General features: G+C 63.7%; 27 protein-coding genes. 12 read left to right on the top strand and 15 right to left on the bottom strand.

Annotated features, from left to right (window positions below; all coding sequences use genetic code 11):
* The first annotated feature begins 88 nt into the window (after positions 1 to 88).
* Positions 89 to 790, top strand: coding sequence for a phosphoribosylformylglycinamidine synthase subunit PurQ (purQ, locus tag IVA74_RS01330; protein WP_247339144.1), 702 nt, complete (start codon positions 89 to 91; stop codon positions 788 to 790).
* Complete coding sequence (locus IVA74_RS01325) at positions 787 to 1,761, top strand: tripartite tricarboxylate transporter substrate binding protein BugD (protein ID WP_247339143.1); 975 nt, start codon at positions 787 to 789, stop codon at positions 1,759 to 1,761. Before purQ ends, IVA74_RS01325 begins: the two co-directional genes overlap by 4 nt.
* 9 nt (positions 1,762 to 1,770) lie before the next feature.
* Here the strand turns inward: IVA74_RS01325 and IVA74_RS01320 are convergent, their stop codons facing one another.
* Both IVA74_RS01320 and IVA74_RS01315 read right to left on the bottom strand, forming a co-directional pair.
* Positions 1,771 to 2,727 carry a DMT family transporter gene (locus tag IVA74_RS01320; RefSeq protein WP_247339142.1) on the bottom strand — a complete coding sequence of 319 codons (957 nt, stop codon included), beginning with the start codon at positions 2,725 to 2,727 and terminating at the stop codon, positions 1,771 to 1,773.
* 74 nt (positions 2,728 to 2,801) lie between these two features.
* Positions 2,802 to 3,281 (bottom strand): PaaI family thioesterase, encoded by a 480-nt coding sequence (locus tag IVA74_RS01315; protein WP_247339141.1) that lies wholly within the window; start codon positions 3,279 to 3,281, stop codon positions 2,802 to 2,804.
* Between the two features lie 183 nt (positions 3,282 to 3,464).
* On the opposite strand from IVA74_RS01315, the gene purL reads away from it, so the two are divergent.
* Complete coding sequence (gene purL, locus IVA74_RS01310; RefSeq protein ID WP_247339139.1) at positions 3,465 to 5,675, top strand: phosphoribosylformylglycinamidine synthase subunit PurL; 2,211 nt, start codon at positions 3,465 to 3,467, stop codon at positions 5,673 to 5,675.
* Positions 5,676 to 5,797: 122 nt separating this feature from the next.
* Here the strand turns inward: purL and IVA74_RS01305 are convergent, their stop codons facing one another.
* Positions 5,798 to 6,976, bottom strand: a complete 1,179-nt coding sequence (locus tag IVA74_RS01305; protein ID WP_247339177.1) for an acyltransferase — start codon at positions 6,974 to 6,976, stop codon at positions 5,798 to 5,800.
* A 185-nt stretch (positions 6,977 to 7,161) separates the two neighbouring features.
* On the opposite strand from IVA74_RS01305, the gene IVA74_RS01300 reads away from it, so the two are divergent.
* Positions 7,162 to 7,335: a DUF1328 domain-containing protein gene (locus IVA74_RS01300; protein ID WP_007612121.1), complete on the top strand. Its 174-nt coding sequence runs from the start codon at positions 7,162 to 7,164 to the stop codon at positions 7,333 to 7,335.
* A 132-nt stretch (positions 7,336 to 7,467) separates the two neighbouring features.
* Here the strand turns inward: IVA74_RS01300 and IVA74_RS01295 are convergent, their stop codons facing one another.
* The gene (locus IVA74_RS01295) at positions 7,468 to 7,827 is read right to left on the bottom strand and encodes a DUF427 domain-containing protein (RefSeq protein WP_247339137.1); all 360 of its coding nucleotides are present in this window, start codon (positions 7,825 to 7,827) and stop codon (positions 7,468 to 7,470) included.
* A gap of 204 nt (positions 7,828 to 8,031) precedes the next feature.
* Here IVA74_RS01295 and IVA74_RS01290 point away from each other — a divergent pair, with 204 nt between their 5' ends.
* Together IVA74_RS01290 and IVA74_RS01285 are read left to right on the top strand one after the other, a co-directional pair.
* Entirely contained in the window at positions 8,032 to 8,277 is a 246-nt protein-coding gene (locus IVA74_RS01290) for a BolA family transcriptional regulator (RefSeq protein ID WP_212487351.1), read from the top strand.
* A gap of 25 nt (positions 8,278 to 8,302) precedes the next feature.
* On the top strand, positions 8,303 to 9,496 hold the full coding sequence (locus IVA74_RS01285) for a low temperature requirement protein A (RefSeq protein ID WP_247339133.1): 1,194 nt from the start codon (positions 8,303 to 8,305) through the stop codon (positions 9,494 to 9,496).
* A gap of 25 nt (positions 9,497 to 9,521) precedes the next feature.
* Here IVA74_RS01285 and egtD read toward each other — a convergent pair whose 3' ends face one another.
* A complete protein-coding gene (egtD, locus tag IVA74_RS01280) occupies positions 9,522 to 10,493 on the bottom strand; it encodes an L-histidine N(alpha)-methyltransferase (protein ID WP_247339131.1) in 972 nt (323 codons plus the stop codon).
* Positions 10,494 to 10,543: 50 nt separating this feature from the next.
* On the bottom strand, positions 10,544 to 11,842 hold the full coding sequence (egtB, locus tag IVA74_RS01275; protein ID WP_247339130.1) for an ergothioneine biosynthesis protein EgtB: 1,299 nt from the start codon (positions 11,840 to 11,842) through the stop codon (positions 10,544 to 10,546).
* Between the two features lie 240 nt (positions 11,843 to 12,082).
* On the opposite strand from egtB, the gene grxD reads away from it, so the two are divergent.
* Genes grxD through IVA74_RS01255 form a run of 4 tightly spaced genes read left to right on the top strand, consistent with a single transcriptional unit; the run spans position 12,083 to position 15,557 of the window.
* Positions 12,083 to 12,409: a Grx4 family monothiol glutaredoxin gene (grxD, locus tag IVA74_RS01270; protein WP_247339126.1), complete on the top strand. Its 327-nt coding sequence runs from the start codon at positions 12,083 to 12,085 to the stop codon at positions 12,407 to 12,409.
* Positions 12,410 to 12,412: 3 nt separating this feature from the next.
* Complete coding sequence (locus IVA74_RS01265) at positions 12,413 to 12,964, top strand: O-acetyl-ADP-ribose deacetylase (RefSeq protein ID WP_247339124.1); 552 nt, start codon at positions 12,413 to 12,415, stop codon at positions 12,962 to 12,964.
* Positions 12,965 to 13,009: 45 nt separating this feature from the next.
* Complete coding sequence (locus tag IVA74_RS01260; protein ID WP_247339122.1) at positions 13,010 to 14,296, top strand: serine hydrolase domain-containing protein; 1,287 nt, start codon at positions 13,010 to 13,012, stop codon at positions 14,294 to 14,296.
* 1 nt (position 14,297) lies between these two features.
* Positions 14,298 to 15,557, top strand: a complete 1,260-nt coding sequence (locus tag IVA74_RS01255) for a serine hydrolase domain-containing protein (protein ID WP_247339121.1) — start codon at positions 14,298 to 14,300, stop codon at positions 15,555 to 15,557.
* Between the two features lie 19 nt (positions 15,558 to 15,576).
* On the opposite strand, the gene IVA74_RS01250 is transcribed toward IVA74_RS01255, so the two are convergent.
* The 8 genes from IVA74_RS01250 to murI all read right to left on the bottom strand — a co-directional run bounded on the left by IVA74_RS01250 (position 15,577) and on the right by murI (position 21,067).
* On the bottom strand, positions 15,577 to 16,644 hold the full coding sequence (locus IVA74_RS01250; protein WP_247339117.1) for a threonine aldolase family protein: 1,068 nt from the start codon (positions 16,642 to 16,644) through the stop codon (positions 15,577 to 15,579).
* Positions 16,645 to 16,670: 26 nt separating this feature from the next.
* The gene (locus tag IVA74_RS01245) at positions 16,671 to 16,964 is read right to left on the bottom strand and encodes a type II toxin-antitoxin system RelE/ParE family toxin (RefSeq protein ID WP_247339111.1); all 294 of its coding nucleotides are present in this window, start codon (positions 16,962 to 16,964) and stop codon (positions 16,671 to 16,673) included.
* Positions 16,961 to 17,188 carry a hypothetical protein gene (locus tag IVA74_RS01240; protein ID WP_247339109.1) on the bottom strand — a complete coding sequence of 76 codons (228 nt, stop codon included), beginning with the start codon at positions 17,186 to 17,188 and terminating at the stop codon, positions 16,961 to 16,963. The genes IVA74_RS01245 and IVA74_RS01240 overlap by 4 nt, the downstream gene beginning before the upstream one ends.
* Positions 17,189 to 17,302: 114 nt before the next feature.
* On the bottom strand, positions 17,303 to 17,920 hold the full coding sequence (rpsD, locus tag IVA74_RS01235) for a 30S ribosomal protein S4 (protein ID WP_247339107.1): 618 nt from the start codon (positions 17,918 to 17,920) through the stop codon (positions 17,303 to 17,305).
* 198 nt (positions 17,921 to 18,118) lie between these two features.
* On the bottom strand, positions 18,119 to 18,886 hold the full coding sequence (locus IVA74_RS01230) for an acyltransferase (RefSeq protein ID WP_247339104.1): 768 nt from the start codon (positions 18,884 to 18,886) through the stop codon (positions 18,119 to 18,121).
* 105 nt (positions 18,887 to 18,991) lie between these two features.
* On the bottom strand, positions 18,992 to 19,375 hold the full coding sequence (locus IVA74_RS01225) for a cupin domain-containing protein (protein ID WP_247339103.1): 384 nt from the start codon (positions 19,373 to 19,375) through the stop codon (positions 18,992 to 18,994).
* 59 nt (positions 19,376 to 19,434) lie between these two features.
* The gene (locus tag IVA74_RS01220; protein ID WP_247339102.1) at positions 19,435 to 20,208 is read right to left on the bottom strand and encodes an aldolase/citrate lyase family protein; all 774 of its coding nucleotides are present in this window, start codon (positions 20,206 to 20,208) and stop codon (positions 19,435 to 19,437) included.
* Positions 20,209 to 20,269: 61 nt separating this feature from the next.
* Positions 20,270 to 21,067 (bottom strand): glutamate racemase, encoded by a 798-nt coding sequence (murI, locus tag IVA74_RS01215; protein WP_247339100.1) that lies wholly within the window; start codon positions 21,065 to 21,067, stop codon positions 20,270 to 20,272.
* 173 nt (positions 21,068 to 21,240) lie between these two features.
* Between murI and IVA74_RS01210 the strand changes: the two genes are divergently transcribed.
* On the top strand, positions 21,241 to 21,789 hold the full coding sequence (locus tag IVA74_RS01210) for a cytochrome b (RefSeq protein ID WP_247339098.1): 549 nt from the start codon (positions 21,241 to 21,243) through the stop codon (positions 21,787 to 21,789).
* 64 nt (positions 21,790 to 21,853) lie between these two features.
* The gene (locus IVA74_RS01205) at positions 21,854 to 22,495 is read left to right on the top strand and encodes a glutathione S-transferase family protein (protein ID WP_247339097.1); all 642 of its coding nucleotides are present in this window, start codon (positions 21,854 to 21,856) and stop codon (positions 22,493 to 22,495) included.
* Positions 22,496 to 22,513: 18 nt separating this feature from the next.
* On the opposite strand, the gene IVA74_RS01200 is transcribed toward IVA74_RS01205, so the two are convergent.
* Positions 22,514 to 23,320, bottom strand: a complete 807-nt coding sequence (locus tag IVA74_RS01200; protein ID WP_247339096.1) for a cyclic nucleotide-binding domain-containing protein — start codon at positions 23,318 to 23,320, stop codon at positions 22,514 to 22,516.
* Positions 23,321 to 23,375 lie beyond the last annotated feature (55 nt).

The following is a 23,375-nucleotide window of genomic DNA, read 5'->3' as shown; positions in this document are numbered from 1 at the left end:
CACTGGTAAAATCCCCGTCAAATGGTTATGTCTGCTGGCGATTTGGCCGCCGTGCCAGCCCATTCCAATCTCGTTCGGAACCTCCGCCATGAAAGCCGCCATCCTCGTGTTTCCCGGAATCAACCGCGAGCGCGACATGGCGCGCGCGCTGAAGCTGATCTCGGGCCATGAGCCGGCGATGGTGTGGCACGCCGAGACGTCGCTGCCTCACGGCACCGATCTCGTGGTGGTACCCGGCGGCTTCTCCTATGGCGATTACTTACGCTGTGGCGCGATTGCGGCGCGGGCGCCGGTGATGGACGCGGTGCGCGACTATGCGGCCAAGGGCGGCCTCGTGCTCGGCGTCTGCAACGGTTTTCAGATCCTCTGCGAGTCCGGCCTCTTGCCTGGCGTGTTGATGCGCAATGCACGGCTGAAATTCATTTGCCACGACGTGCATCTGCGCGTCGAGCGCTCCGACACGCCGTTCACGCGTGGCTACAATGCAGGGCAGGTGATCCGCGTGCCCATCGCGCATGGCGAGGGTAATTATGCGGCGGACGCAGAGATTATCAAGCGGCTCGAAGGCGAGGGTCGCGTGCTGTACCGCTATTGCTCCGCCGACGGCGCGATCGACGATATCAGCAACATCAATGGCGCCGCGCAATCCATCGCCGGCATCGTCAACGACAAGGGCAACGTGCTCGGCATGATGCCGCATCCGGAAAACCACGTCGAAGACATCATGGGTTGCACCGACGGCCGCGGCCTGTTCGCCGGCCTCACCGCGCATCTGGAAAAGGCCGCGTGATTGCGTTCGTGCTGAAGCGGCTGTCGGCCGCTGTCGCCGTCGTTGCGTTCGCGACCGTCGCGTTCGCGCAGGATTTCCCCAAGCGTCCCGTCACCATGATCGTGCCGTTCGCGGCCGGCGGCACTTCCGACGTGATCGCGCGCACCGTTGCCGAGCAGATGGGCATCGCGCTCGGCCAGACCATCGTGATCGAGAACGTCGCCGGCGCCGGCGGCTCGACCGCACTGGCGCGCGCCTCCCGCGCCGAGCCTGACGGCTACACCGTTGCGATCGGCAATGCCGGCACCAACGCCGCGACCTATACGATCTATCCGAAACTCCCGTTCACGCCGGACTCCTTCGTGCCGATCGCCATGGTGGCGAAGACGTTCGGCATCATCGCCGTGCGCAAGGATTTTCCGGCAAAGGACCTCAAGGAGCTCATCGCCTACGCCAAGGCCAACCCCGGCAAGATCAACCTCGGCCACGCCGGTGTCGGTTCGTCGAACTACCTCATTTGCAAAAGCTTCGTCACCGCCGCCGGGATCGACGCGACGCTGGTCGGCTATCGCGGCGCCGCGCCTGCGCTCACGGACGCGATCGGCGGCCAGATCGACGGCGTCTGCGATGCGGCGGCCTCCGTCTCGCAATCGGTCAACGAGAAGCTGGTGCGGGGCCTCGTGGTCGGCTCGAATGTGCGGCTTGCCACGCTGCCCGATCTGCCGACATCAGCCGAAGCCGGCCTGCCTGAATTCGAGGCGCAGGGCTGGAACGGCCTGTTCGCGCCCAAGGGCACCCCACCCGCCGTGATCGCCAGGCTGAACGCCGCCGCGCGCAAGGCGGTGGAGACCGATGCGGTGAAGAAGCGCTTTGCCGATCTCTCGACCGTTGCGCCCGACGACAACGAGCATGCGCCGGAGTTGCTTGAGCAGCTCGTGACGCGCGACGTCGAGAAGTATCGGAAGATGCTGGCTGACGACGCCAAGCAATAGCGTTTCACGCTAGCGCCACTTCAACCGTTCCGCCGGCACCGTCATCGCGGCAACACCCGCCATCACCAGCAGCAGGCCCAGCGCCAAATTCGACGGCACGCTCTCGCCCAGCAGCAGCACGGACAAGGCAACACCGATCGGAATGCGCAAATAGCCTTGCGCGTTCGTCGTCAGCGTGCCGAGCCGTCCCAAGCACATGTAGAACAGCATCAGCCCGAGCGCGCTGGAGACGATGCCCATGACGATGGTGGCTATGATTGCCGTTGGCGTCGGGTGCAGCGTCCAGGGCTGGTCGATGATCAGCGAAGGCGGCAGCAGCAAGAGGCCGCCGAACAGCAGCGAGCCGGCAGCCACTACCATCGGGTCGTATTCGGAGAGCCGCAGGCCGAAGATCGTGGCGCAGGCAAAGGAGATGGTGGCGAGCAGGATCGCGATCTCCGCCACGATCTCGCTACCGAAGCCGCGCAGCGCATCCAGGCCGACAATGACGATTGTGCCGGCAAGGCCGAGGATCGCGCCTGCGAGCTTCAACAGCGTTGCCGGCTCGCGCCGCGTGATCAGCGACGTGATCAGGAAGGCGAAGATCGGCGTCGTCGAGGCCAGCACCACCGTGTTCGACGCCGGCACATATTGCTGCGACCAGGTGATGATCAGGAACGGGAAGGTCGAGTTGATCAATTGCTGGGTCGCGAACAGCTTCCAGGCCTTGGCGTCGGTCGGGATCTTGACGCCGCGCATCCACAGGATCGCGAACAGGAAGGCGGCCGCGATCAGCGAGCGTGCCGAGATGAAGGTAACAGGCGGGATCGTGTCCAGCGCGAGCTTGGCCAGCGGATAGGTTGAGCTCCAGCAGCAGGCGAGCGCGACCAGCAGCGCATAGTCACGCCAGTTGCGCGCGCCGGCGGCGGGCATGGACGGCAATTGCGATGCCGTGGCGCGACCTGTCGGCGATGTGCTCTGCGGCACCTTGATGTTGCTCCCCGCGCGACAGCGCTGGACACAAGTCTGGGCGAGGGGGCACCAAAAGGGAAGGCGGCGAGCTATGCGTTTGGCTGCGGTGCCGGCTTCCGCTTCACCCGCTTGATCGTGCCGGAGAAGGTGAAGAGGGGCCGGCCGCCTGATGTCAGCTTGCCGCGCAGGAAGATCAGCGAGCCGCCGGCGCGTGAGACTTCGCCGACGCATTCGATCAGTTCGCCCTCGCGTGCAGCGTCGAGGAAGTCGCAGGCGAAATTGGTGGTCACGGCCGGCCCATCCAGTTCGTGGGTGGCGATCGCGAACAGGCAATAATCGGAAAACGCCATGAAGCAGCCGCCATGGACGTTTCCGGAGCCGTTGAGGTGCTTTTTCTCGACCCGGAATGCCGAGCGGACGCTGCCGTCGTCCTCGATCTTGTGCCAGAACGGGCCGATGTGGCTCTCAAAACTGTCGCGAATCCAGGTTCGCCAGCCCTGGAATTCCCCATCGGTGGCGATGTGGAGGTCGGGGCGGCGCGGCGGGGGCGCTTTGGTCAATTCATGCAAGGAAATGGGCCTTCAATTGCGGGTCTTTTGCCCTTAAATCCGATCTGTCCGCGCTGTGCAATTCCTGTTCCCGCAGCCCACGGCCGCAAAACGTGGGACAGCGGGAAAATGCGCCATAAAGGGCTTTTCCAAGCCGCCCGATGTTCCTAAGAACGGCCAACTGCTGCCGAAAGCCCAAATTCCATGAAGAACGAACCCAAGATCACCCCCGAGCTGATTGCCGCCCACGGGCTCAAGCCCGACGAGTATGAGCGCATCCTGAAGCTGATCGGGCGGGAGCCGACCTTCACCGAGCTCGGCATCTTCTCGGCGATGTGGAACGAGCACTGCTCGTACAAATCCTCGCGCCTCCATCTGAAGGGTCTGCCGACCAAGGCGCCCTGGGTGATCCAGGGTCCCGGCGAGAACGCCGGCGTGATCGACATCGGCGACGGCCAGGCCGTGGTCTTCAAGATGGAGAGCCACAACCACCCGAGCTACATCGAGCCTTACCAGGGCGCGACCACCGGTGTCGGCGGCATCTTGCGCGACGTCTTCACGATGGGCGCGCGTCCGATCGCCTGCCTCAACGCGCTGAGTTTTGGCGCGCCCGAACATGCCAGAACCCGGCATCTCGTCTCCGGCGTCGTCGCCGGCGTCGGCGGCTATGGCAATTCCTTCGGCGTGCCGACGGTCGGTGGCCAGGTCCGTTTCCACACCCGCTATGACGGCAACATCCTCGTCAACGCGATGGCGGTCGGCCTCGCCGATACCGACAAGATCTTCTATGCGGCCGCCTCCGGCGTGAACATGCCGATCGTCTATCTCGGCTCCAAGACCGGCCGCGACGGCATTCACGGCGCCTCGATGGCCTCGGCCGAGTTCGACGACAAGTCCGAGGAGAAGCGCCCAACGGTGCAGGTCGGCGATCCTTTCGCCGAGAAGCTGCTGTTAGAGGCCTGCCTCGAGATCATGGAGAGTGGCTGCGTCATCGCGATCCAGGACATGGGTGCGGCTGGCCTGACCTGCTCGGCGGTCGAGATGGGTGCCAAGGGCGACCTCGGCGTCGACCTTGATCTCGACGCTGTGCCGACGCGCGAGACCGGCATGAGCGCCTACGAGATGATGCTCTCGGAGAGCCAGGAGCGCATGCTCATGGTGCTCAAGCCCGAGAAAGAGAAGGAAGCTGAGGCGATCTTCAAAAAGTGGGGCCTCGATTTCGCCGTGGTCGGCTACACCACGCCGAGCAAGCGCTTTGTGGTCAAGCACGGCGGCGACGTCATGGCCGATTTGCCGATCAAGGAGCTCGGCGACGAGGCGCCGCTCTATGACCGTCCGCATGTCCCCTCGACCGCGCTGCCGGTCGTGCACGCGCGCGAGGTGCCGTCGCCGATGGGTCTCGGCGCTGCGCTGGAAAAGCTGATCGGCACGCCCGAGCTGTGCAGCAAACGCTGGGTCTGGGAGCAGTACGACCACGTCATTCTCGGCAACACCATGCAGCGTCCTGGCGGCGATGCCGCCGTGGTGCGCGTGCAGGACGGCCCGAAGGGCTTGGCGCTGACCGTCGACGTGACGCCGCGCTATTGCGAGGCCGATCCCTATCAAGGCGGCATGCAGGCGGTGGCAGAAGCCTGGCGCAACATCACCGCCGTCGGCGGCAAGCCGCTCGCGATCACCGACAATCTCAATTTCGGCAATCCCGAGCGGCCCGAGATCATGGGCCAGTTCGTCGGCTGCCTGAAGGGCATCTCGGAAGCCTGCCGCACGCTCGACTTCCCGGTCGTCTCCGGCAATGTCTCGCTCTACAACGAGACCAACGGCCGCGCGATCCTGCCGACGCCCTCGATCGGCGGCGTCGGCCTGCTGGATGATTTCACCAAGTCAGCCTCGCTCGCCTTCAAGGCCGAAGGCGAGGCGATCCTCTTGATCGGCGAGAACCATGGCTGGCTCGGCCAGTCGGTGTATCTCCGCGACATCTGCGGTCGCGAGGAGGGCGCACCACCGCCGGTCGACCTCGCCGCCGAGAAGCGCAACGGCGACTGCGTGCGTGGCATGATCCATGCGGGCACCGCGACCGCCGTGCACGATCTCTCCGACGGCGGTCTTCTGATCGCGCTCGCCGAGATGGCGATGGCGAGCGGCATCGGCGCAGAACTGCTCGCGGCGCCGACCGCGCTGGTGCCGCAGGCCTATTGGTTCGGCGAGGACCAGGCGCGCTATCTCGTCACCGTGCCGGAAACGGAAGCCGGCCGGGTGCTCGCCAAGATGCGCGGTTGCGAGGTGCCCTGCGTGCGGATCGGCACCACCGGTGGTGACGCCGTCGCGATCGCAGGCGAAGCGCCGGTTACGATCGAGGCGCTGCGGACCTCGTTCGAACGCTGGCTGCCGGAGTATATGGGCGGGAAGGCGGCCTGAGGGGCTGCCGCACATTCCGTCATTGCGAGCGTAGCGAAGCAATCCAGAGTCTCACCGAGGAGGCAGTCTGGATTGCTTCGTCGCAAGGGCTCCTCGCAATGACGAGCGGAGAGGCCTTGGTCTCACAACACGTGCGACGCCCCTGGAATCTTACGTAAGCCCGCCGTCAGTGCCCAGCTCAGGATCACCGTGAGCACGAAGCCGATCGCGGCCTTCACGATCGCCGGCAGCGAGTAGTCATACAGCGCGTACTGAATCCACAGCGCAATCGGATAGTGCACCAGGAACATGCCGTAGGCATCCGCCTGCATGCGGTCGAGCAGGTTCGGCCCGGGCGCCTTCTGGTGCAGGAAGAAGGCGAGGATCGCGAGCAGGATCGAGGCCGAGAACAGCACGAAGAACGTGCTGTAGATCGCCTGGTACCAGTGCGGCTGCGGGTCGGGATTCCCCAAAACTTCACGCTTGATGTAGATCATGCCCCACATCAGGCAGTACGGGATCAGCGTCGCGAACACCCATAGCCAGCGCTGTTTCGGCAACTGGCCGTCGGCGCTGAGGATGCCGCGATCGAAGTTCGCCGCACCAACGCTGACGCCGATGAAGAAATAGGCGAAGTAGAGCAGGATGCGGCTCGCCTGTACCGAGAACGGCCCGAGTTCGAACCATTTGCTGCCGCCGAAATAGAGCAGCGACGGCACGTAGACGAGGGCGGTGACGACCACGAGCATCAGCCAGAATGCGGCCGGCTGCTCAAATCCGCGCAGCGAGATACGGTTGCCCGGATCGACCAAATGGGCCGAGACCCGGTAGAGCAGGCTCGCGCTCAGGTCGAATGCCAGCAGCACCCACACGAACCAGATCGGCCCGCTCGGCCACGGACCAACCGTCACCGTCTTCCACCAGAACGCCGTGAAGCTCAGCTCGGGCTCGTGCCGCAGCGCGATAGCGTAATAGGCGAGCGGGATGACGGTGAAGGCCGCGATCGCGAACGGCAACCCCAGCCGCAACAGGCGATCGCGGAGAAAGACCGACGGCGCCTTACGTGCGATGCCGGGCCACGTGAACAGTCCCGACAGGAAGAAGAACATCGCCATGAAGAAGCTGTCGGTGGCCAGCACGACGATGTCGAAACCGATCCAGGAGGTCGGATCGGTGTGCCCGAAATAGGTGTAGGGGATGACGGCGTGGTGCAGCAGCACTACCAGCGTGAGGAAGGTGCGGGCGCGATCGAGCGACAGATTGCGCGCCTTACTCCTCGGCGCGGCGTGCACGTCTGCGCCGATCGTCGCTGAATGTGACATCGTCATCGTGGCCGCCCCGGTCGCGCTTCTGTCGGCCGGACTTTGCCGCCGGGAACCAGATTCAGCAAGGGTCGTTTGAGACGTCCGCAGGTCCCGACACCGCTAGGAACCAGTTCCCTGCGACGAAGTTAGCGTTCGCCAAGAGGGCGAGGACCGCGACAAGCGGTACAATTTCGGAGCTGGCGATGACGATTCTGAAATGGGCGCTGATCTTCTTACTTGTCTCGATCGTGGCCGGCGTGCTCGGCTTCACCGGCATCTCGGCCGCCTCCGCCGACATCGCCCGCTTCCTGTTCTACGTGTTCGTCGTGATTTTCCTGGTGCTGCTGATCCTGGGGCTCACGATCTTCAGGGCATAGCGGGGCTGCTCCAGCATTCCCAGTCGTCGTGCCCGGGCCTGTCCCGGGCATCTACGTCCTTTTGTATCCGCGGCAGCCAAGAACGTGGAGGGCCGGGACAAGCCCGGCCCTGACGGCAGGCCCGTGTCGGTGCTACCCCACTTCCTCGATCTTCACCTTGTCCGGATAGAAGGCGAGATGACCGGAAATCTCGGTCATCGCGGGGAAAGGCGTCTCGTAGGTCCAGATCGCGTTGTCGAGCGTCTGGCCGTTGGCCTTGACGCTGTAATAGCTCGCGTCCCCCTTGTAGGGGCAATGGGTGACGCGATCGGTGCGCTCCAGCAGCGCCATATTGGCGTCCTGTCTCGGGACATATTGCACCGCCGGATATTTGGCCTCCTTCAAGATCAGCGCCTTGCTGGTCTCGGCGATCACGATATCGCCCGCCGTAACGCGGACGCGCCGGGGGTTCTGGGTGATGGTGATGGGGTGGTCGGGCCCTGGAAGCTTCATGACTTCACGCCTTTTCGATCAATCTGCCGTGCGTGGCACTTTGTCGTGCCTTTATCAGGATGGGATATAGTGCCGGAAGGCGTGACGTAGAAGGCCGTTCACGCTAAGTTTGTCCCTGCCGGCAAGTTTGGCTTTGCAGATCCGGACCCCGGCAGCGATTCGACGACAAGGCTGATTGCAGCCGCGACAAGGAGTACGACCCGAATGCCCATGGACGCTCACGATATCGAGGCGATGATCAAGGCGGCGATCCCCGATGCCGAGGTGACCATCCGTGACCTCGCCGGCGACGGCGACCACTATGCCGCGACCGTGATCTCGGAATCCTTCCGCGGCAAGTCCCGCGTCCAGCAGCACCAGATCGTCTATCAGTCCCTGCGCGGCCAGATGGGCGGCGTGCTGCATGCGCTGGCGCTGCAGACCGGGGTGCCTGGGGCGCCCGGGGCCTGATTTGATCGTGTGACGGGGGATGACGATGGCTGCGGACAATCCTCGCGGCGCGATGTTTCGCGTCATCCTGCCGAACCAGCACAGCCGCGTCACCAATGCCGAGCTGTTCTTCGACCTCGTCTTCGTTTTCGCGATCACGCAGGTCTCGCACACGCTGCTGCACCATTTCACGCCGCTGGGCGGGCTGCACGTGACGATGCTGTTTCTCGCGGTGTGGTGGGTGTGGGTCTACACCGCCTGGGTCACCAACTGGCTCAACCCCGAGCTGACCCCGATCCGCGTCATGCTCTTCTCGATGATGCTCGGCGGCCTCGTGCTGTCGACGACGATCCCGACCGCTTTTGAGGGACGCGGCCTGTGGTTCGCGATCGCCTACGCAGCGATGCAGGTCGGACGCACGGCCTTCTGGCTGTTCGCGACCCCGCGCCATCGCACCGCCGTTCGGCACAACGCGATCCGCATCCTGGTCTGGCTCTCCGCTTCCGCGATCTTCTGGATCCTCGGCGGTCTGGTGCACGAGGAGGAGAGGCTGTGGTTCTGGATCGTGGCACTCACGATCGAATATGTCTCACCCGCGGTCCGATTCTGGGTCCCCAGGCTGGGATTCTCGTCGGTCGAGGCCTGGGCCGTCGAAGGCGGTCACATGGCCGAGCGCTTCGCCGGCTTCATCATCATCGCGCTCGGTGAAGCCGTCGTCGTCAACGGCGCGACCTTCGCCGAGCTGGACTGGACCGCCGACAACCTCCTCGCCTTCGTCTCGGCGCTGGTCGGCAGCATCGCGATGTGGTGGATCTATTTCCACAAGGGCGCGGAGGCCGGCTCCGAGCGGATATCGAAGACCGCCGAATCCGGCCGGCTGGCGCGGCTTGGCTATACCTATCTGCACATGCCGATCGTCGCCGGCATCATCCTGACTGCGGTGGCGGACGAACTGGTGCTGAAACATCCCACCGGCCATTCTGACATCCGGACCATGGTCAGCACGATCGGCGGGCCGCTGGTGTTTCTGGTCGGCACCATCCTGTTCAAGCACGCCATCCGCGGCTTCCTCCAGCTCTCGCACGGCATCGGCATCGTCCTGCTTCTGGTGCTGAGCTGGTTCGCTGCGGAACTGTCGCCCTTATGGCTGTCGGTCGCGACGACCGTGATCATGATCGTGGTGGCGGTGTGGGAGTCAATCTCGCTGCGATCCACCCCGGAAGAGGCCCAAGAGCATTGAGCCGGCGCCGTTGTCGCCGGAGCGCTTACTCCGCCGCCTCCAGCGCGTGCACCGAGAACATCTTCGCCGTATCCGTCCAGCTCTCGCGCACTTGCCAGCCTGCGCCTTGCGCCAGCGCAGCGAAGCGGTCGAGGCTGTATTTGTAGCTGTTCTCGGTGTGGATGCTCTCGCCCGCACGGAACGAGAAGCTGGTACCGAGCAGGCGCACGGTCTGGCTCTTCTTGCTGATCAGGTGCATCTCGATGCGGTGCCGCTCGCGATTGTAAATCGCGCGATGGGTGAAGGCGGAGAGATCGAAATTGCCGCCGAGTTCGCGGTTGATGCGCACCAGCACATTGAGGTTGAAGCGCGCGGTGACGCCGGCCGCGTCGTTATACGCGTCGTGAAGCACGCGCTCTTCCTTTTCGAGATCGGCGCCGATGATCATCTGCGCGCCCCGGCCCAGAATAGCTCGCGCGCTCTTCAAGAAGGCCTGCGCTTCATGCGGCTCGAAATTGCCGATGGTCGAACCCGGGAAGAAGCCGACCTTGGGCATGGATGCCACCGCCTTGGGAAGCTCGAACGGCGTGGTGAAGTCGGCCGCCACCGGGTGGATGCCGAGTGACGGAAAATCCCGCTTCAGGCCGTTCGCCTGCTCCTTCAGGAAGTCGCCGGAGATGTCGACGGGCACATAAGCCGCGAATTTGCAATGGTTGAGCAGCAGGCGGACTTTTGTGGTCGCGCCCGCGCCGAACTCAACCAGCGCCGCGTGCTCCGGAATGATTTTCGCGATTTCGCTGCCGCGCTCTTTCAGGATCGCAAGCTCCGTGCGCGTCGGGTAATATTCCGGCAGGCGTGTGATTGCCTCGAACAGTTCAGATCCGGCTGCATCATAGAAATATTTCGGCGACAGCTTTTTCGGCTGCTGCGAGAGGTCCCCGATGGCCTCGCGGGCGAAGGCAGTGGTCTGAGCGTCGGGAAGATGGGCTTCAGCCAAAGCGCTGGCGTGCACATTCATGATACTCTCCTGAACGCGCTGTCCGGCGCGCGGTTGTCGTCGGATAATTGTTATTCGTAGTCGGCGAGCCGCAATCCCGTGAACTGCCAGCGGTGGTGCGGATAGAAGAAGTTGCGATAGGTGATACGGCTGTGCCCCTCCGGGGTTGCAAGCGAGGAGCCGCGCAGCACCAGCTGGTTGACCATGAACTTGCCGTTGTACTCGCCGAGCGCGCCTTCGATAGCGCGATAGCCGGGGTAGGGTGAGTAGGACGATCGCGTCCACTGCCAGACGATGCCGAAGGCATCGTTGAGCTGGCCGGCGCGGGCCGCGACTTCCCATTCCATCTCGGTCGGCAGATGTTTTCCGGCCCAGCGCGCAAACGCATCGGCCTCGTAATAGCTGACGTGGCAGACCGGCGCTGTGGGATCGACCGGCTTGAGGCCGGCCAGCGTCATCACATGCCATTGGCCGTCGATCTCGCGCCAATGGCCGGGAGCGTCCCAGCCCTCGTTGTTGACGGCCGCAAAACCGTCCATCAGCCACAGCGTTGCAGTCCGATAGCCGCCGGCGCGCATGAAGGCCAGCCATTGGCCATTGGTGACGAGATTGCGTGCGACCTTGACCGGGCCGACGAGGGCGCGATGCGCCGGCTTTTCGTTGTCGAAATGAAAACTATCGTCGACATGACCGACGGTGTGGATGCCTTCGTTCAGCGTCAGCCAATCCTCACCGGCCGGCGTCGCGGTCGGGAAGCGCCAGTCCGGATCGTAGGCCGGCGGGATCGGGTTCTGCGCGAAGGCGTGCAGGACGTCGGTGAACATCAATTCCTGATGCTGCTGCTCGTGGTTGAGGCCGACCTCGACCAGCGGTGCGATCTCGCGCAGCTTGTCCTCGCCGGCCTCGCGGAAGAATTTTACGACCGCAGCGTCGACATATTTTCGGTAGGCGCCGACCTGATCGGCGCTGGGACGGGTGATGTCGCCGCGATGATTGCGGGAATGGCGGGGACCGGCGCTGACGTAATAGGAATTGAACAGGAAGGCGAAGTCAGGGTGAAAGGGCCTGTAACTCGCACAGTGCTCGCCGAGCAGAAATTGCTCCCAGAACCAGGTGGTGTGCGCCCGGTGCCATTTCGTCGGGCTCGCATCCGGCATGGACTGGATCTGCTGGTCCTCCGGCGACAGCGGCGAGGCCCGGCGCTCGGTCTCGTCGCGGACGGTGAGAAACGCGTCTTCGAGATTCCGCGCAAGGCCGCCCAAATCGGCCGACGGTGACGAAAGCGGGGCGGGGGCCGTAGCGGAGGCTTGTTTCGTCACGTTTTTCTCCAGACAGGACAAGAGAACGTTGTTGGCGCTGCCCGGTTCCAAAACGCGGGGTTCGTCCTAGATAGGGGCTCCGTGACGGTATGAAAGTCCTCCCCGGCGATGATATTCGTGCCATCATGCAATGGGCCGGCGCTGCCCAGACCGTCGGCGCAGGGGGCGGTCGCCGCCATTTTACTTTGGATGCACAACGGTTTGGGCTACATATATAGGCAGGTATCGGGTTAGATCGGCTGAGCCAGCCCGAAGCGATTGGAGTGGGCTCAGCCCCATAAGGACACGGATATGAGCATCGAGGAATTCATCGCCAACGAAGTGAAGTCGAACGACGTGGTTCTGTTCATGAAGGGTACGCCGCAATTTCCGCAGTGCGGGTTCTCCGGCCAGGTCGTGCAGATCCTCGACCACGTCGGCGTCGGCTATAAGGGCCTCAACGTTCTCGAATCCGCCGAACTGCGCAACGGCATCAAGGACTACTCGAACTGGCCGACCATTCCGCAGCTCTATGTAAAGGGCGAGTTCGTCGGCGGCTGCGACATCATCCGCGAGATGTTCCAGGCAGGTGAATTGCAGCAGCTGTTCTCCGAAAAGGGTGTCGCTGTCGCAGCCTGATACGTGACCGAGCTGACGCGCCGGATCGGCGGCGCCGAACTCGAGGTTATGGTTGCTGACATCACCACACTGAGCGTTGACGCAATCGTCAACGCGGCCAACACGTCGCTCCTGGGCGGGGGCGGCGTGGACGGCGCCATCCATCGGGCGGCCGGGCCCGATCTGGTCGCCGAATGCCGCATGCTTCACGGCTGCAAGACCGGCGATGCCAAGATCACCAAGGGCTATCGGCTCAAGGCCGCCCATGTGATCCACACCGTCGGGCCGGTCTGGAACGGCGGTACGCTCGGCGAGGATGATCTGCTCGCCTCCAGCTATCGCCGCTCGATGGAGCTGTGCGGGAAGCACAAGCTGACCTCGGTGGCATTTCCCGCGATTTCGACCGGCATTTTCCGCTTTCCTGCCGACCGGGCGGCCGATATTGCCGTGCGCACCACGATCGAAGGGCTCGCGGCCGCACCATCCGTCGCTCGCGTGGTGTTCTGCTGCTTCGCCGAGCCGAGCGCCAAGCTCCACGCCGAGGCGGTTGCGCGACACAGCAGCCCTTGTGCCTGATGCCGCGGTCAGTACACTCCGCCCGCGATTTTCCGGGGAGGGGATATGATCTTACAGTCTGGACTGCGTGCGTTGCTCTGCGGCGCGCTGGTGTCGCTGGGCGCGATGTCGTTCGCGCGAGCGGAGGGCACCTACGAGATTCCGGCGGGCGCGCATTTTAACCGGGACAAGCTTGCCAAGATCAGTGAGTTCTTCAAGAACGAGGTCGCGACCGGCAAGATCGCCGGCGCAACCGTGCTGATCCAGCAGCGCGGCAAACCGATCTTCCGCGAAGCCTTCGGCGTGCAGGACGTGGCGAGCAAGGCGCCGATCACCGACAAGACGATCTTTCGCCTGTTCTCGATGACCAAGGCGATCACCTCTGTTGTCGCGATGCAATTGGTCGAGGACGGCAAGATCAAGCTCGACGATCCGGTCTCGAAATACATTCCGTCCTTTGCCAATGTGAAGGTCGGCGTCGAGAAGAAGGCCGAGGACGGCATCAAGTCGCTCGAGCTCGTGCCACCGAACCGGCCGATGACGGTGCACGATTTGATGACGCACACCTCGGGCGTCACCTATGGCTTCTACGGCGACAGCCTGGTCCGCAAAGCCTATCGCGACGCCAATATCTATGCCGGCGATTTTGACCTCGCCGAGTTCGCCGAGCGCATCGCAAAGCTGCCGCTGCACAACCAGCCCGGCGCGCTCTGGCAGTACGGCCATTCCACCGACATCCTGGCGCGCGTCATGGAGGTCGCGAGTGGAAAGCCGCTGCTCGAGATCGAGCGGGAGAAGCTGCTGGTGCCGCTCGGCATGGTCGATACCGGCTTCTTCGTCACCGATCCCGAGAAGCAGAAGCTGCTGGCGCAGCCGGTGTCGAATGACAGTGATTTCCGGGTCGGCCGGATCAACGATCCGACCGTCGTCAAGAAGTGGCAGTCCGCCAGCGGCGGCATGGTCTCCACCATGGCGGACTATGCGCGCTTCGCGCAGATGCTGCTCAACGGCGGCACCCTCGATGGCAAGACCATCCTCAAACCGGAGACGTTCAAGCTGATGGTGACCGATCAGATCGGCCCCAAATCGGGCGTCGATCGCGATTATTTCTACTTCCCCGGCGACGGTTTTGGCTTCGGCCTCGGACTCGCGGTGCGCACCGACCCCGGCAACGCAAAACCGCCGCCGCCCGGCGATCTCGGCGAACTGAAATGGGACGGCGCCTCCGGCTGCTATTTCGTGATTGATCCCAAGCAGGACATGTTCTTCGTGCTGCTGGAGCAGACCCCGACCGAGCGCCAGCGCGTGCAGCGGACATTGAAGCAGCTGGTCTATGAAGCAATGGAGAACTGACATGCGCGGGCGCCGCGCGCTGATCGCGGCGCTCGTCCTTGTGTTAGGCGTCGTTGGTGTGAAGGCAGGCTCCGAGCGCGCCGCGCACAATCTCTCGCCCGAAGGCCTGGCAAAAGTCTCCGACTACATCCGGAACGAGATCGCGACCGGCAAGATCCCCGGCGCCATCCTGCTGCTCCAGCAGCACGGCAAGCCGGTCTATTACGAGAATTTCGGCGTCCGCGACGTCGCGACCGAGATGTCGATGAGCGCGGACACGATCTTCCGCCTCTATTCGATGTCGAAGCCGGTCACGTCAGTCATGGCGATGATGCTGGTCGAGGAGGGCAAGCTCAAGCTCGACGATCCTGTCTCGAAATACATTCCGGCCTTTGCCGGCATGAAGGTCGGCCTCGAGAAGAAGGCCGAAGATGGCAAGGTCGCGCTGGTGCTGGAGCCGGTCATTCGTCCGGTCACAATCAAGGACCTGCTGCGCCACACCTCCGGGCTGCCCTACGGCTATCATGGCGGCGGCATGGTGCGCGAACTCTATGCCGAGGCCAATCTCTTCAACAGCAATCTCAACAATGCCGACTTCGTCGCCAAGATCGCCACGCTGCCGCTGGTCGAGCAGCCCGGCACGGTGTGGGACTACGGCTATTCCACCGACGTGCTCGGCCGCGTCGTCGAGGTTATCGCGGGAAAGACGCTGCTTCAGTTCGAGAAGGAACGGCTGCTCGATCCGCTCGGCATGACCGAGACGGCTTTCTTCGTCGCCGATCCCGCCAAATTCCCGCGCATTGCCGAGCCGATGCCGGAGGATCGCAACATCAATCCGACGACGCAGGTCCGCGACATCAGGCAGCCCGCGAAATGGGAATCGGGCGGCGGCGGCATGGTCGGCACCGTCGGCGACTATGCCCGTTTCGCACAGATGCTGCTGAATGGCGGCACCTATGACGGCCGGCGCTATCTCAAGCCCGAGACCATCGCGCTGATGGCGTCGGATCATATCGGGCCCGAGACCAAGGTCGCACGTGACCAGAACTATTATCCGGGCGGGTCTTCTGGGTTTGGCCTCGGCTTCGCGGTGCGCACGTCGGTGCCGCCCGGCACATCCTGGCCACTTGGCGAATATCGCTGGGACGGCGTCGGCGGCACCTTCTTCTTCATCGATCCCGAAGACGATCTGTTCGGGATCTTCATGGTGCAGACCCCGTCGCAGCGCGGCCGGATTCAACTGGCGCTGAAGACGCTGATCTATCAGGCGATGGGGCGGTGATCGCGGCGGTTCGCGGGACTTAAGCCCCGCGCACGATCTCGCGCACGTAGCCGATCATCTCCTCGATCTGGGTCGCATTGACGTCGAGATGGGTGCAGGCACGGATGCGGCCGTCCATCATCGCAAGCGTCACGCCGCGCTGGCGGAGCGCCGCAACCATCTTGTCGCCGGCAATGCCGGCGCCATCGGGCTTGAAGAACACGAGATTGGTCTCGGGCTCCTGCACGTCGACGCCAGGGATCTGCGACAGTCCGCGGGCGAGTGCGCGCGCGTTGGCGTGGTCGTCGGCGAGACGATCGACGTGATGGTCGAGTGCGTAGATGCACGCGGCCGCGCAGATTCCGGCCTGCCGCATTGAGCCACCGAGGCGCTGCTTCCACTGCCACACCGCGTCGATGAAGGCGCGGGAGCCTGCGAGTACGCCGCCGATCGGCGCGCCCAGGCCCTTCGAGAAGTCGATCCAGGCCGAATCCCACCCCGCCGTCATGTCGCGCGGGGAGATGCCGCTCGCCACGGTGGCATTGAGCAGACGCGCGCCATCCATGTGGGTGACGAGGCCGTGTTGTTTGGCGATCGCGACGATTTCGTCGAGCGCGGCCTTCTTCCAGATCGTGCCGCCGCCGATATTGGCGGTCTGCTCGACGCTGACCACGGTCTGCGGTGGCTGGTAGCGCGTGCGCGGGTGCAGTGCCTTGCGGAATGTCTCCGGCGTGAACTGGCCGTCGGGTCCCTTCAATTGCGTGACCTGGAAGCCGCCGATGGCGGCATGTGCGCCGCCTTCGCGCGCGATGATGTGCGCGCTCTCATGGGCGAGGATCTCGTCACCGGGACGACAATGCACCAGCGTCGCGGTGACGTTGCACATCGTGCCTGATGGCATGTAGACCGCGGCTTCCTTGCCGAGCAGCTCGGCGACGCGCTCGCACAGCGCATTCACGGTCGGATCGTCGCCGACCTGCTCGTCGCCGACTTCGGCGCGCGCCATCGCCTCGCGCATCGCAGCCGTTGGCTTGGTCTGCGTGTCCGAGAGCAGATTGATGCGCACCGGCGGTGCCTGGGGATCGATGGGGGGAGGGGTATAGAGCATCAACTTGCTCCCTGAGGGAATTGCACTCACTCGCGGTCAGCGAGTTCTGGGTGGACGCCGGGCGGCGTGACGAAACGCATGATCACGACTTCTGTCGCAGTCACACGATAATCGATCAGATACGGATAAGGGTTGACCGGCAAGCGACGGACGTATGCACGGGTGGTCGGTCGCCCTGCATAAGGGTGATCCTGAAGCAGTGCGATGAGCGCTATAACGCGGTCACGCACGTGGTCTGCTCCTTGGGGCGAGCGCGCTTCGATGCAGGTCAGAACTTCGTCGATTTGGACGAGCGCCCGCTTCGTGTAGCGGACCTTCACAGCCCGTGCTTAGCCCACATCGCGTGGATTTCGTCGACGCTGGCAAGCTCACCGCGAGCGATTTCGGCTTCGGCCTCGGCGAGATCGGCCTCTTCCGCCGGCGTCAGCTGGATCGGAGGCCGATCGACTCCAGCAAGTTCAAGCAGGGTCCGCGCCAATTCGTCCTGCTCTGAATCAGGCAGACTGGACACTTTGCTAAAGGCCTCTTCCAGAAGACGCGTCATGCTCAACTCCGCAATGCTCAATCCTAGCACATATGGCCTGGGACATGGAAATGGCCGGCTCAAACAAAAAGGCCCCGGAAACCGGGGCCTTTGAGGAATTGATCTGCCGAACTATCAGCGCGAATAGAATTCGACGACCAGATGCGGCTCCATCTGCACCGGGAACGGCACGTCGGAGAGGTGCGGGATGCGCACGTATTTCGCGGTCATCTTGTTGTGGTCCACCTCGAGATAGTCCGGGGTGTCACGCTCAGAGAGCTGGCTGGCTTCGAGGACGTGGGCGAGCTGCTTGGAGGCTTCCTTGACCTCGATCACGTCGCTGATCTTGACCTGATAGCTTGAGATGTTGACCTTGCGGCCGTTCACCTTGACGTGGCCGTGGTTGATGAACTGGCGCGCGGCGAAGATCGTCGAGACGAACTTGGCGCGGTACACGACCGCGTCGAGACGACGCTCGAGCAGGCCGATCAGGTTCTCGCCGGTGTCACCCTTGAGGCGGCTGGCCTCGACATAGATGCTGTGGAACTGGCGCTCGGAGATGTTGGCGTAGTAGCCCTTCAGCTTCTGCTTGGCGCGCAGCTGCACGCCGAAGTCGGAGAGCTTGCCCTTGCGGCGCTGGCCGTGCTGGCCGGGACCGTACTCGCGGCGATTGACGGGGCTCTTTGGGCGGCCCCAGATGTTCTGGCCCATACGGCGGTCGAGCTTGTACTTGGCTTCACTGCGCTTAGTCATCGCGTCCTCTGTAGGTTCATGATTTGAGGAAACGCGCCCTCCTGTGTGACGGGCTAGCCCGGCACTGACAGGTCCCATCCCCAAAGCGTGGGGGAAAGGACCACGGGTCGCGAAACGCTTCGCGGGCCGAAATCGGCCCGCGAGCAAGCGGCTTTTAGGGGAGTTCGGGGCTCGCTGTCAATGCGAATGGCCCTGGAATCACGTCCTGACCGCCCGGATCGGCTTGGGGCCGGCTGCCCGCAATTCGGCAGCGATTTCAGTGTTCAGGACCTGTTCCAGCCGGGTCAAGACCCTGGCGATGGGGGCAGCGTCGGTCACCCGGTGATCCCAGCGGATCACGACATCGATGCTCTGGTCAGCCCCGACCACCCCATAGCTGACGATGAAAGGGCCGGGCGTGATGGGGTGAAGCTCGCCCCCGCCATAGGCGGCCACCGAGCTCACCGCGAAGCTGCCGAACCAATTGCCGCGCTGCCGGCCGAAATTCAGCCCGATCGCCCAGGACAGGCGCCGCAGCGGCAGCGGCAGACGGGTCGCCCGCATGATCTTGCGGAACATGGGAATTTCGTCGATCGGGGCTGTCTTGGCGCGCCGGATCTCGGCGTCGATTTCGGCCAAGGCTATGGCCTCTGGGCCTGCGATCCGCTGCAACAGCACGCATTCCTCGCCGTCCTCGACCCGGGCGATGGCGACCGAGGCTACGCTCTTCGGCAGCTCATAGAGCATCGGCCAGGGCCATTTGGCGTAAACCGTGCGCAGGAGCGGCTCGTCCCTGGCCACCAGAGCGAAGGCCTTGACGAACATCGCGGCCCAGCCGGCCGGCGCCATCGCGCCTGCGCGGGCGTCCAGCAGAGGGCGGATATTGAGCGAACGGGAGAGCGATACGAACGGTACGCCGATCGAGGCGCGCATGAGATCGACAATCAGGCGGCGCGGCAGCGAAATGGTCTTTGCTTTCCCGCGCATCGCTCTTTCGGTTCCCGTAGATTAGACAGTGTGCCGCGAGCGGATTCCCGCTCGCCGCCTGCTCTAGCACGAACCAACCCGCCTGGGGCCGGTCGGTTCGCCGCATCAGGGTGCCGGCGAAGCCAGCGGCTTGGTCTTGTCGACGACGTAAACTCCAAGCACTTTCATGGCCTTGTCGCCGTGGGCTTTGGCGTCGTGCACGACACCTGCCGGGATCTGGTAGGAATCACCGGCTTTCAGGGTTTTCTCCGGCTGACCATCGATGAGAAGATTCAGCTCGCCTTCGAGCACGTAGCCGGTCTCGATTCCCGGATGGGTATGGCGTCCGGCCGCGCCGCCCGCCGGGACTTCCGCGATGGCGGTGATGGTGTTGTAGCCGTCCGGAAATTCGACCTTCTGGAGTGGGGTGCGTTTGATGCCGGGCTGCTGGGCGAAGGCGGCAGCGGCAAGGCCGGTGAAGGCAAGAGCGAGCAAAGTCTTTTTGAGCATTGTTTCCTCCCTGGAACGGCCGACCCTAGCAGCGCGGCAGTTCCCGGCAAGCCCGCCGCTCAGCGCTTGATCCCCTCGAACGCCGCCATGATGCCGCGCTGGAATAGCGACCAGTCGAAGCCGAGCGCGATCGCGCGGTAGCCGCGGTCGATCAGCTGGTTGGCCTGGTCTGCGGTACGCGCCACGCCACCGATCGGCACGCCGCTTCTGAGGATGCCGGCTTCCGCGCGGGCGACCAACTCCAGCAGCTCGGGATCGTCCATCTGCCCGCGCTTGTTGATGGACGTCGCGAGATCGCCGGGGCCGATCACCGCAACATCGATGCCTGGCGTCGCCATGATGTCGTCGATGCGGTTGACGGCGTCGACATGCTCGATGGTGATCATGCAGATCATCTCGTCATCGGCTGATGCCATGTAGTCCGGCATCGACTGGCCCCAGCGGAACGGTGCGTGGAACGGACCCCAGAGACGATCGCCGCGCGGCGGATAGCGCACGCTGCGCACCGCTTTCTCGGCATCGGCGCGATTGGTGATCATCGGGAAATTGATGCCGAAGGCGCCGATGTCCATCGGTGCTTTCGCCAGCCACGGCTCGTTGGCCGCGATCCGCACCAATGGTGTGCACGGCGTGCCGGTCGTTGCCGTGATCATCGCATGCGCCTCGGTCAGTCCAATCGGACCATGCTCGAGATCGACGATGATCCAGTCGAGCGAGCGGGCCATGATCTGCACAGTCTGCACGCTCGGGATCGTCGCGATCGCCCCGAACGCGGGACGACCCTCGCGCCACAATTGGCGGAGGCGATTGAGCGGCATTGCGGGGATCGACATGAGATGACCTGCGGAGAGATGACGACGGCGAAGCCTAGCAGCGTGCCGTGTCCGCGGAAAGTCAGGCCAATGCGCGGCCGCCGAAGAATGGCGTCAGCGTGGCGCTGAGGCCATGTACGCGATTCGAGGTGAAGATCATCTCGGCACCGGATTGCGCGATGCCGCCGATCGGCGGGCCGAGTAGATCCGAGACGCGGCGGGCGATCGCGGGTGCCGGATCGATCCAGTCGACCGGCCAGGGCGCGAGCTTTTTCATCCGGTCGAGCAGCAGCGGATAATGCGTGCAGGCGAGCACGACTATGTCGGTGCGCGCGCCCGCATCCGCGGCATCGCCGACGAAGCAGGGGGTAAGCTCGGCGAGGATGTCGCCGTCACTGATCGGGGTGCCGCTGAGTTCAGCTTCAGCCAGCGAGGCCAGTTCGGGTGAGCCGACCAGCGTCACCTCGCAACCCAGCGCGAAATCGCGGATCAGCGCCTTGGTGTATTCGCGCTTCACCGTGCCCTTGGTACCGAGCACGGAGACGCGCCGGGTCTTCGACTGGGCGCAGGCCGGCTTGATCGCCGGCACGGTGCCGACGAAGGGCAGGGAATAAGCGGCGCGCAAGTGAGATAGGACCAGGGTGGACGCCGTGTTGCAGGCGATGACGACGAGGTCAGGATCGTGCGTGCCGATCAATTCCCCCATCAGCGGCACCACGCGGGCGATGATCTGGTCCTCGCTGTGGTGGCCGTAGGGGAAGAAGGCGTCGTCGGCGACATAGACGTAATGCGCGTCCGGGCATGCGGCCACGACCTCACGCAGCACCGTGAGCCCACCAAGGCCGGAATCGAACACCAGGATCGTCGGAGAATTGATCACGTCGTTACCTTAGCCCGCCATGGTTACCATTCGGTTTTTGGGGCGGTTTTGCGGCAGGGGCGTTTGGGACCAATTTGGAACGATTCAATTTCGCGATTGCCGCGTGTTCCCGCTATCAGCTGCCGTACTGCGGTGCCGACAGGGGCAGGCCCGCAAAACTCCGGAGAGCCGACATGATCAGAAACACCAGTCACGGCTGGGGCAGCGTTTCCCGGTGGCTGCACTGGATTTTGGCGCTGAGCATTATCGGCATGATCGGCTTCGGCTGGTGGATGAACCACATCCCGGCGCGTCCCGACCGCTTCTTCTACCGCTCGATCCACGCCGATATCGGTTATGTGATCCTGCTGCTCACCGTGCTGCGCCTGGTGTGGCGCCTCGTCAACCCGACGCCGGCACTGCCGGCCGAGACCTCACGCTGGCAGAAGATCGCGGCCCATGTCAGCCACGGCGCGCTCTACCTCGCCGTTGTCGTCGTCACCATGCTCGGCTGGGCCCATTCCGGTGCGCACGCGCCTGACTATTCGGACTTCTTCGGCCTGTTTCACGTGCCGCAATTCACCACGCCCGACCGCGCGGCGGCGGGCGTCTATGAGGACCGCCACATCCTTTTCGCCTATGTGCTGCTCGCCTTGATCGCGGTTCACATGATCGCGGCCCTCTGGCACCACTTCATCCGCCGCGACCGCGTCGTGGCGCGGATGGTAACGGACGAGGCGTAATCGCAACCACGCCTGTGCGTTCGTGGCACATCCCACGTTCTGCTTCATCTCTTCAGGAGGCCCCATGCTCACCGTCCATCATCTCGGCAAATCGCAGTCCGAGCGTATCGTCTGGCTGTGCGAGGAGCTGGGGATTCCCTACGAGCTGAAGCGCTATACGCGCGATCCCGTCACCATGCTGGCTCCTGCCGAGTACAAGGCGCTGCATCCGGCTGGCACGGCGCCGGTCATCACCGACGGCGAGCTGGTGCTCGCGGAATCCGGCGCGGTCGTCGACTACATCGTTGCAAAATATGGCAACGGCCGACTCGTGCTCGGTCCCACTGATCCCGCCTTCGCTCAGTTTCTGTATTGGCTTCATTTCGCCAATGGCACCCTGCAACCCGGCATGGGGCGGATGATGATCCTGAGCCGGCTCGATCTCGCCAAGGACAATCCGACCCTGCTCGCGATGAAGGGGCGTCTCGATCGAGCCTACGATCTTCTCGATGCAAGGCTTCGCGAGGCCGAATACCTTGCGGGCAGCGCTTTCACGACCGCCGATATCATGACAGCTTTCTCGCTCACCACGATGCGCTACTTCCAGCCCTATGACCTGTCGCGCTGTCCGAACGTGGTCAAATATCTCGGCCGCATCAGCGCGCGGGCGGGCTATCGGCGTGCGATGGAGAAGGGCGATCCGGGCATGGCGTTGCTCTTGAACTGAACGGCGACGCGCAATCGATCACGCGATCCTGTTCGTGGTGGCGGCCCGCTCCGTGGCCAGCTGCTTCTGCAACCGATCGATGTTTTGCAGCAGGCGCTGGCTGGTCAGCACCAGGAAGTAGTAGCCGAACTGCGGATCCTGGAAGTAGATCTCGAGCAATCGGTCGTAGGTAATCGTCAGCACCTGCCCGTCTTCGATGCATTCGATCGTTCCGGTGCGCCGGTTGCCCGGCGTCAGGAAGCCGAGCTCTCCCATCAGCGCGCCCGGCATGATCTCGATATTGATCTCCTTGACCAGGAACTTGCCGGTGACGGTCAGGAGCATGTCCTTGGCTGGATCGCCTAGCTTGAAGAGCGTGTCGCCACGGCGGTATTTGCGTTCGGTCATGAACGGCTTGAGCCATTCGATCGACATGTCGCCTTCGGCCGCATGGCGCGCCTTCTTGACGAGCTTGAGCATCTGCCGCAGCCGCACGGCGTTGATCGGAAGCAGCAGCAGATAGAGCAGGAACGTGGAGACGTTGGCTGAGAGCGCGCCGAAAACGGCGAAGAACGCGCAACCGACCATGTTGGCGACGCGCAGCGGCACCATCGTCCGCATCAGGAGGGTGGCGACGAAGAAGCCTGCGCCGACCGCGGCGAACATATTGGCCAGCGTGATGTTGTGGACGAAGATCTCCAGCATCCGATTGAAAATCGCGTCGTAGGTGACGTTGTTCGGATCGAGGCCCATCTGGACCAGGATCTTCGCGATCTTGAGGTTATCCGTCGCCGCATCGAGAATGCGGTCGAGGATCGACGAAATGTCTGCGCTGCCGGACGGCATGGTACTATCCCCGCGTAAGGCCTTCAGTCCTGGTCGGTATTCTCGACCCGTATAG

Origin of the sequence: Bradyrhizobium sp. 132 (genome assembly GCF_023074185.1) — a bacterium.
GTDB lineage: Bacteria > Pseudomonadota > Alphaproteobacteria > Rhizobiales > Xanthobacteraceae > Bradyrhizobium.
Note: the sequence above shows the minus strand (reverse complement) of the source record. Positions and strands in the feature narration are given on the sequence as shown.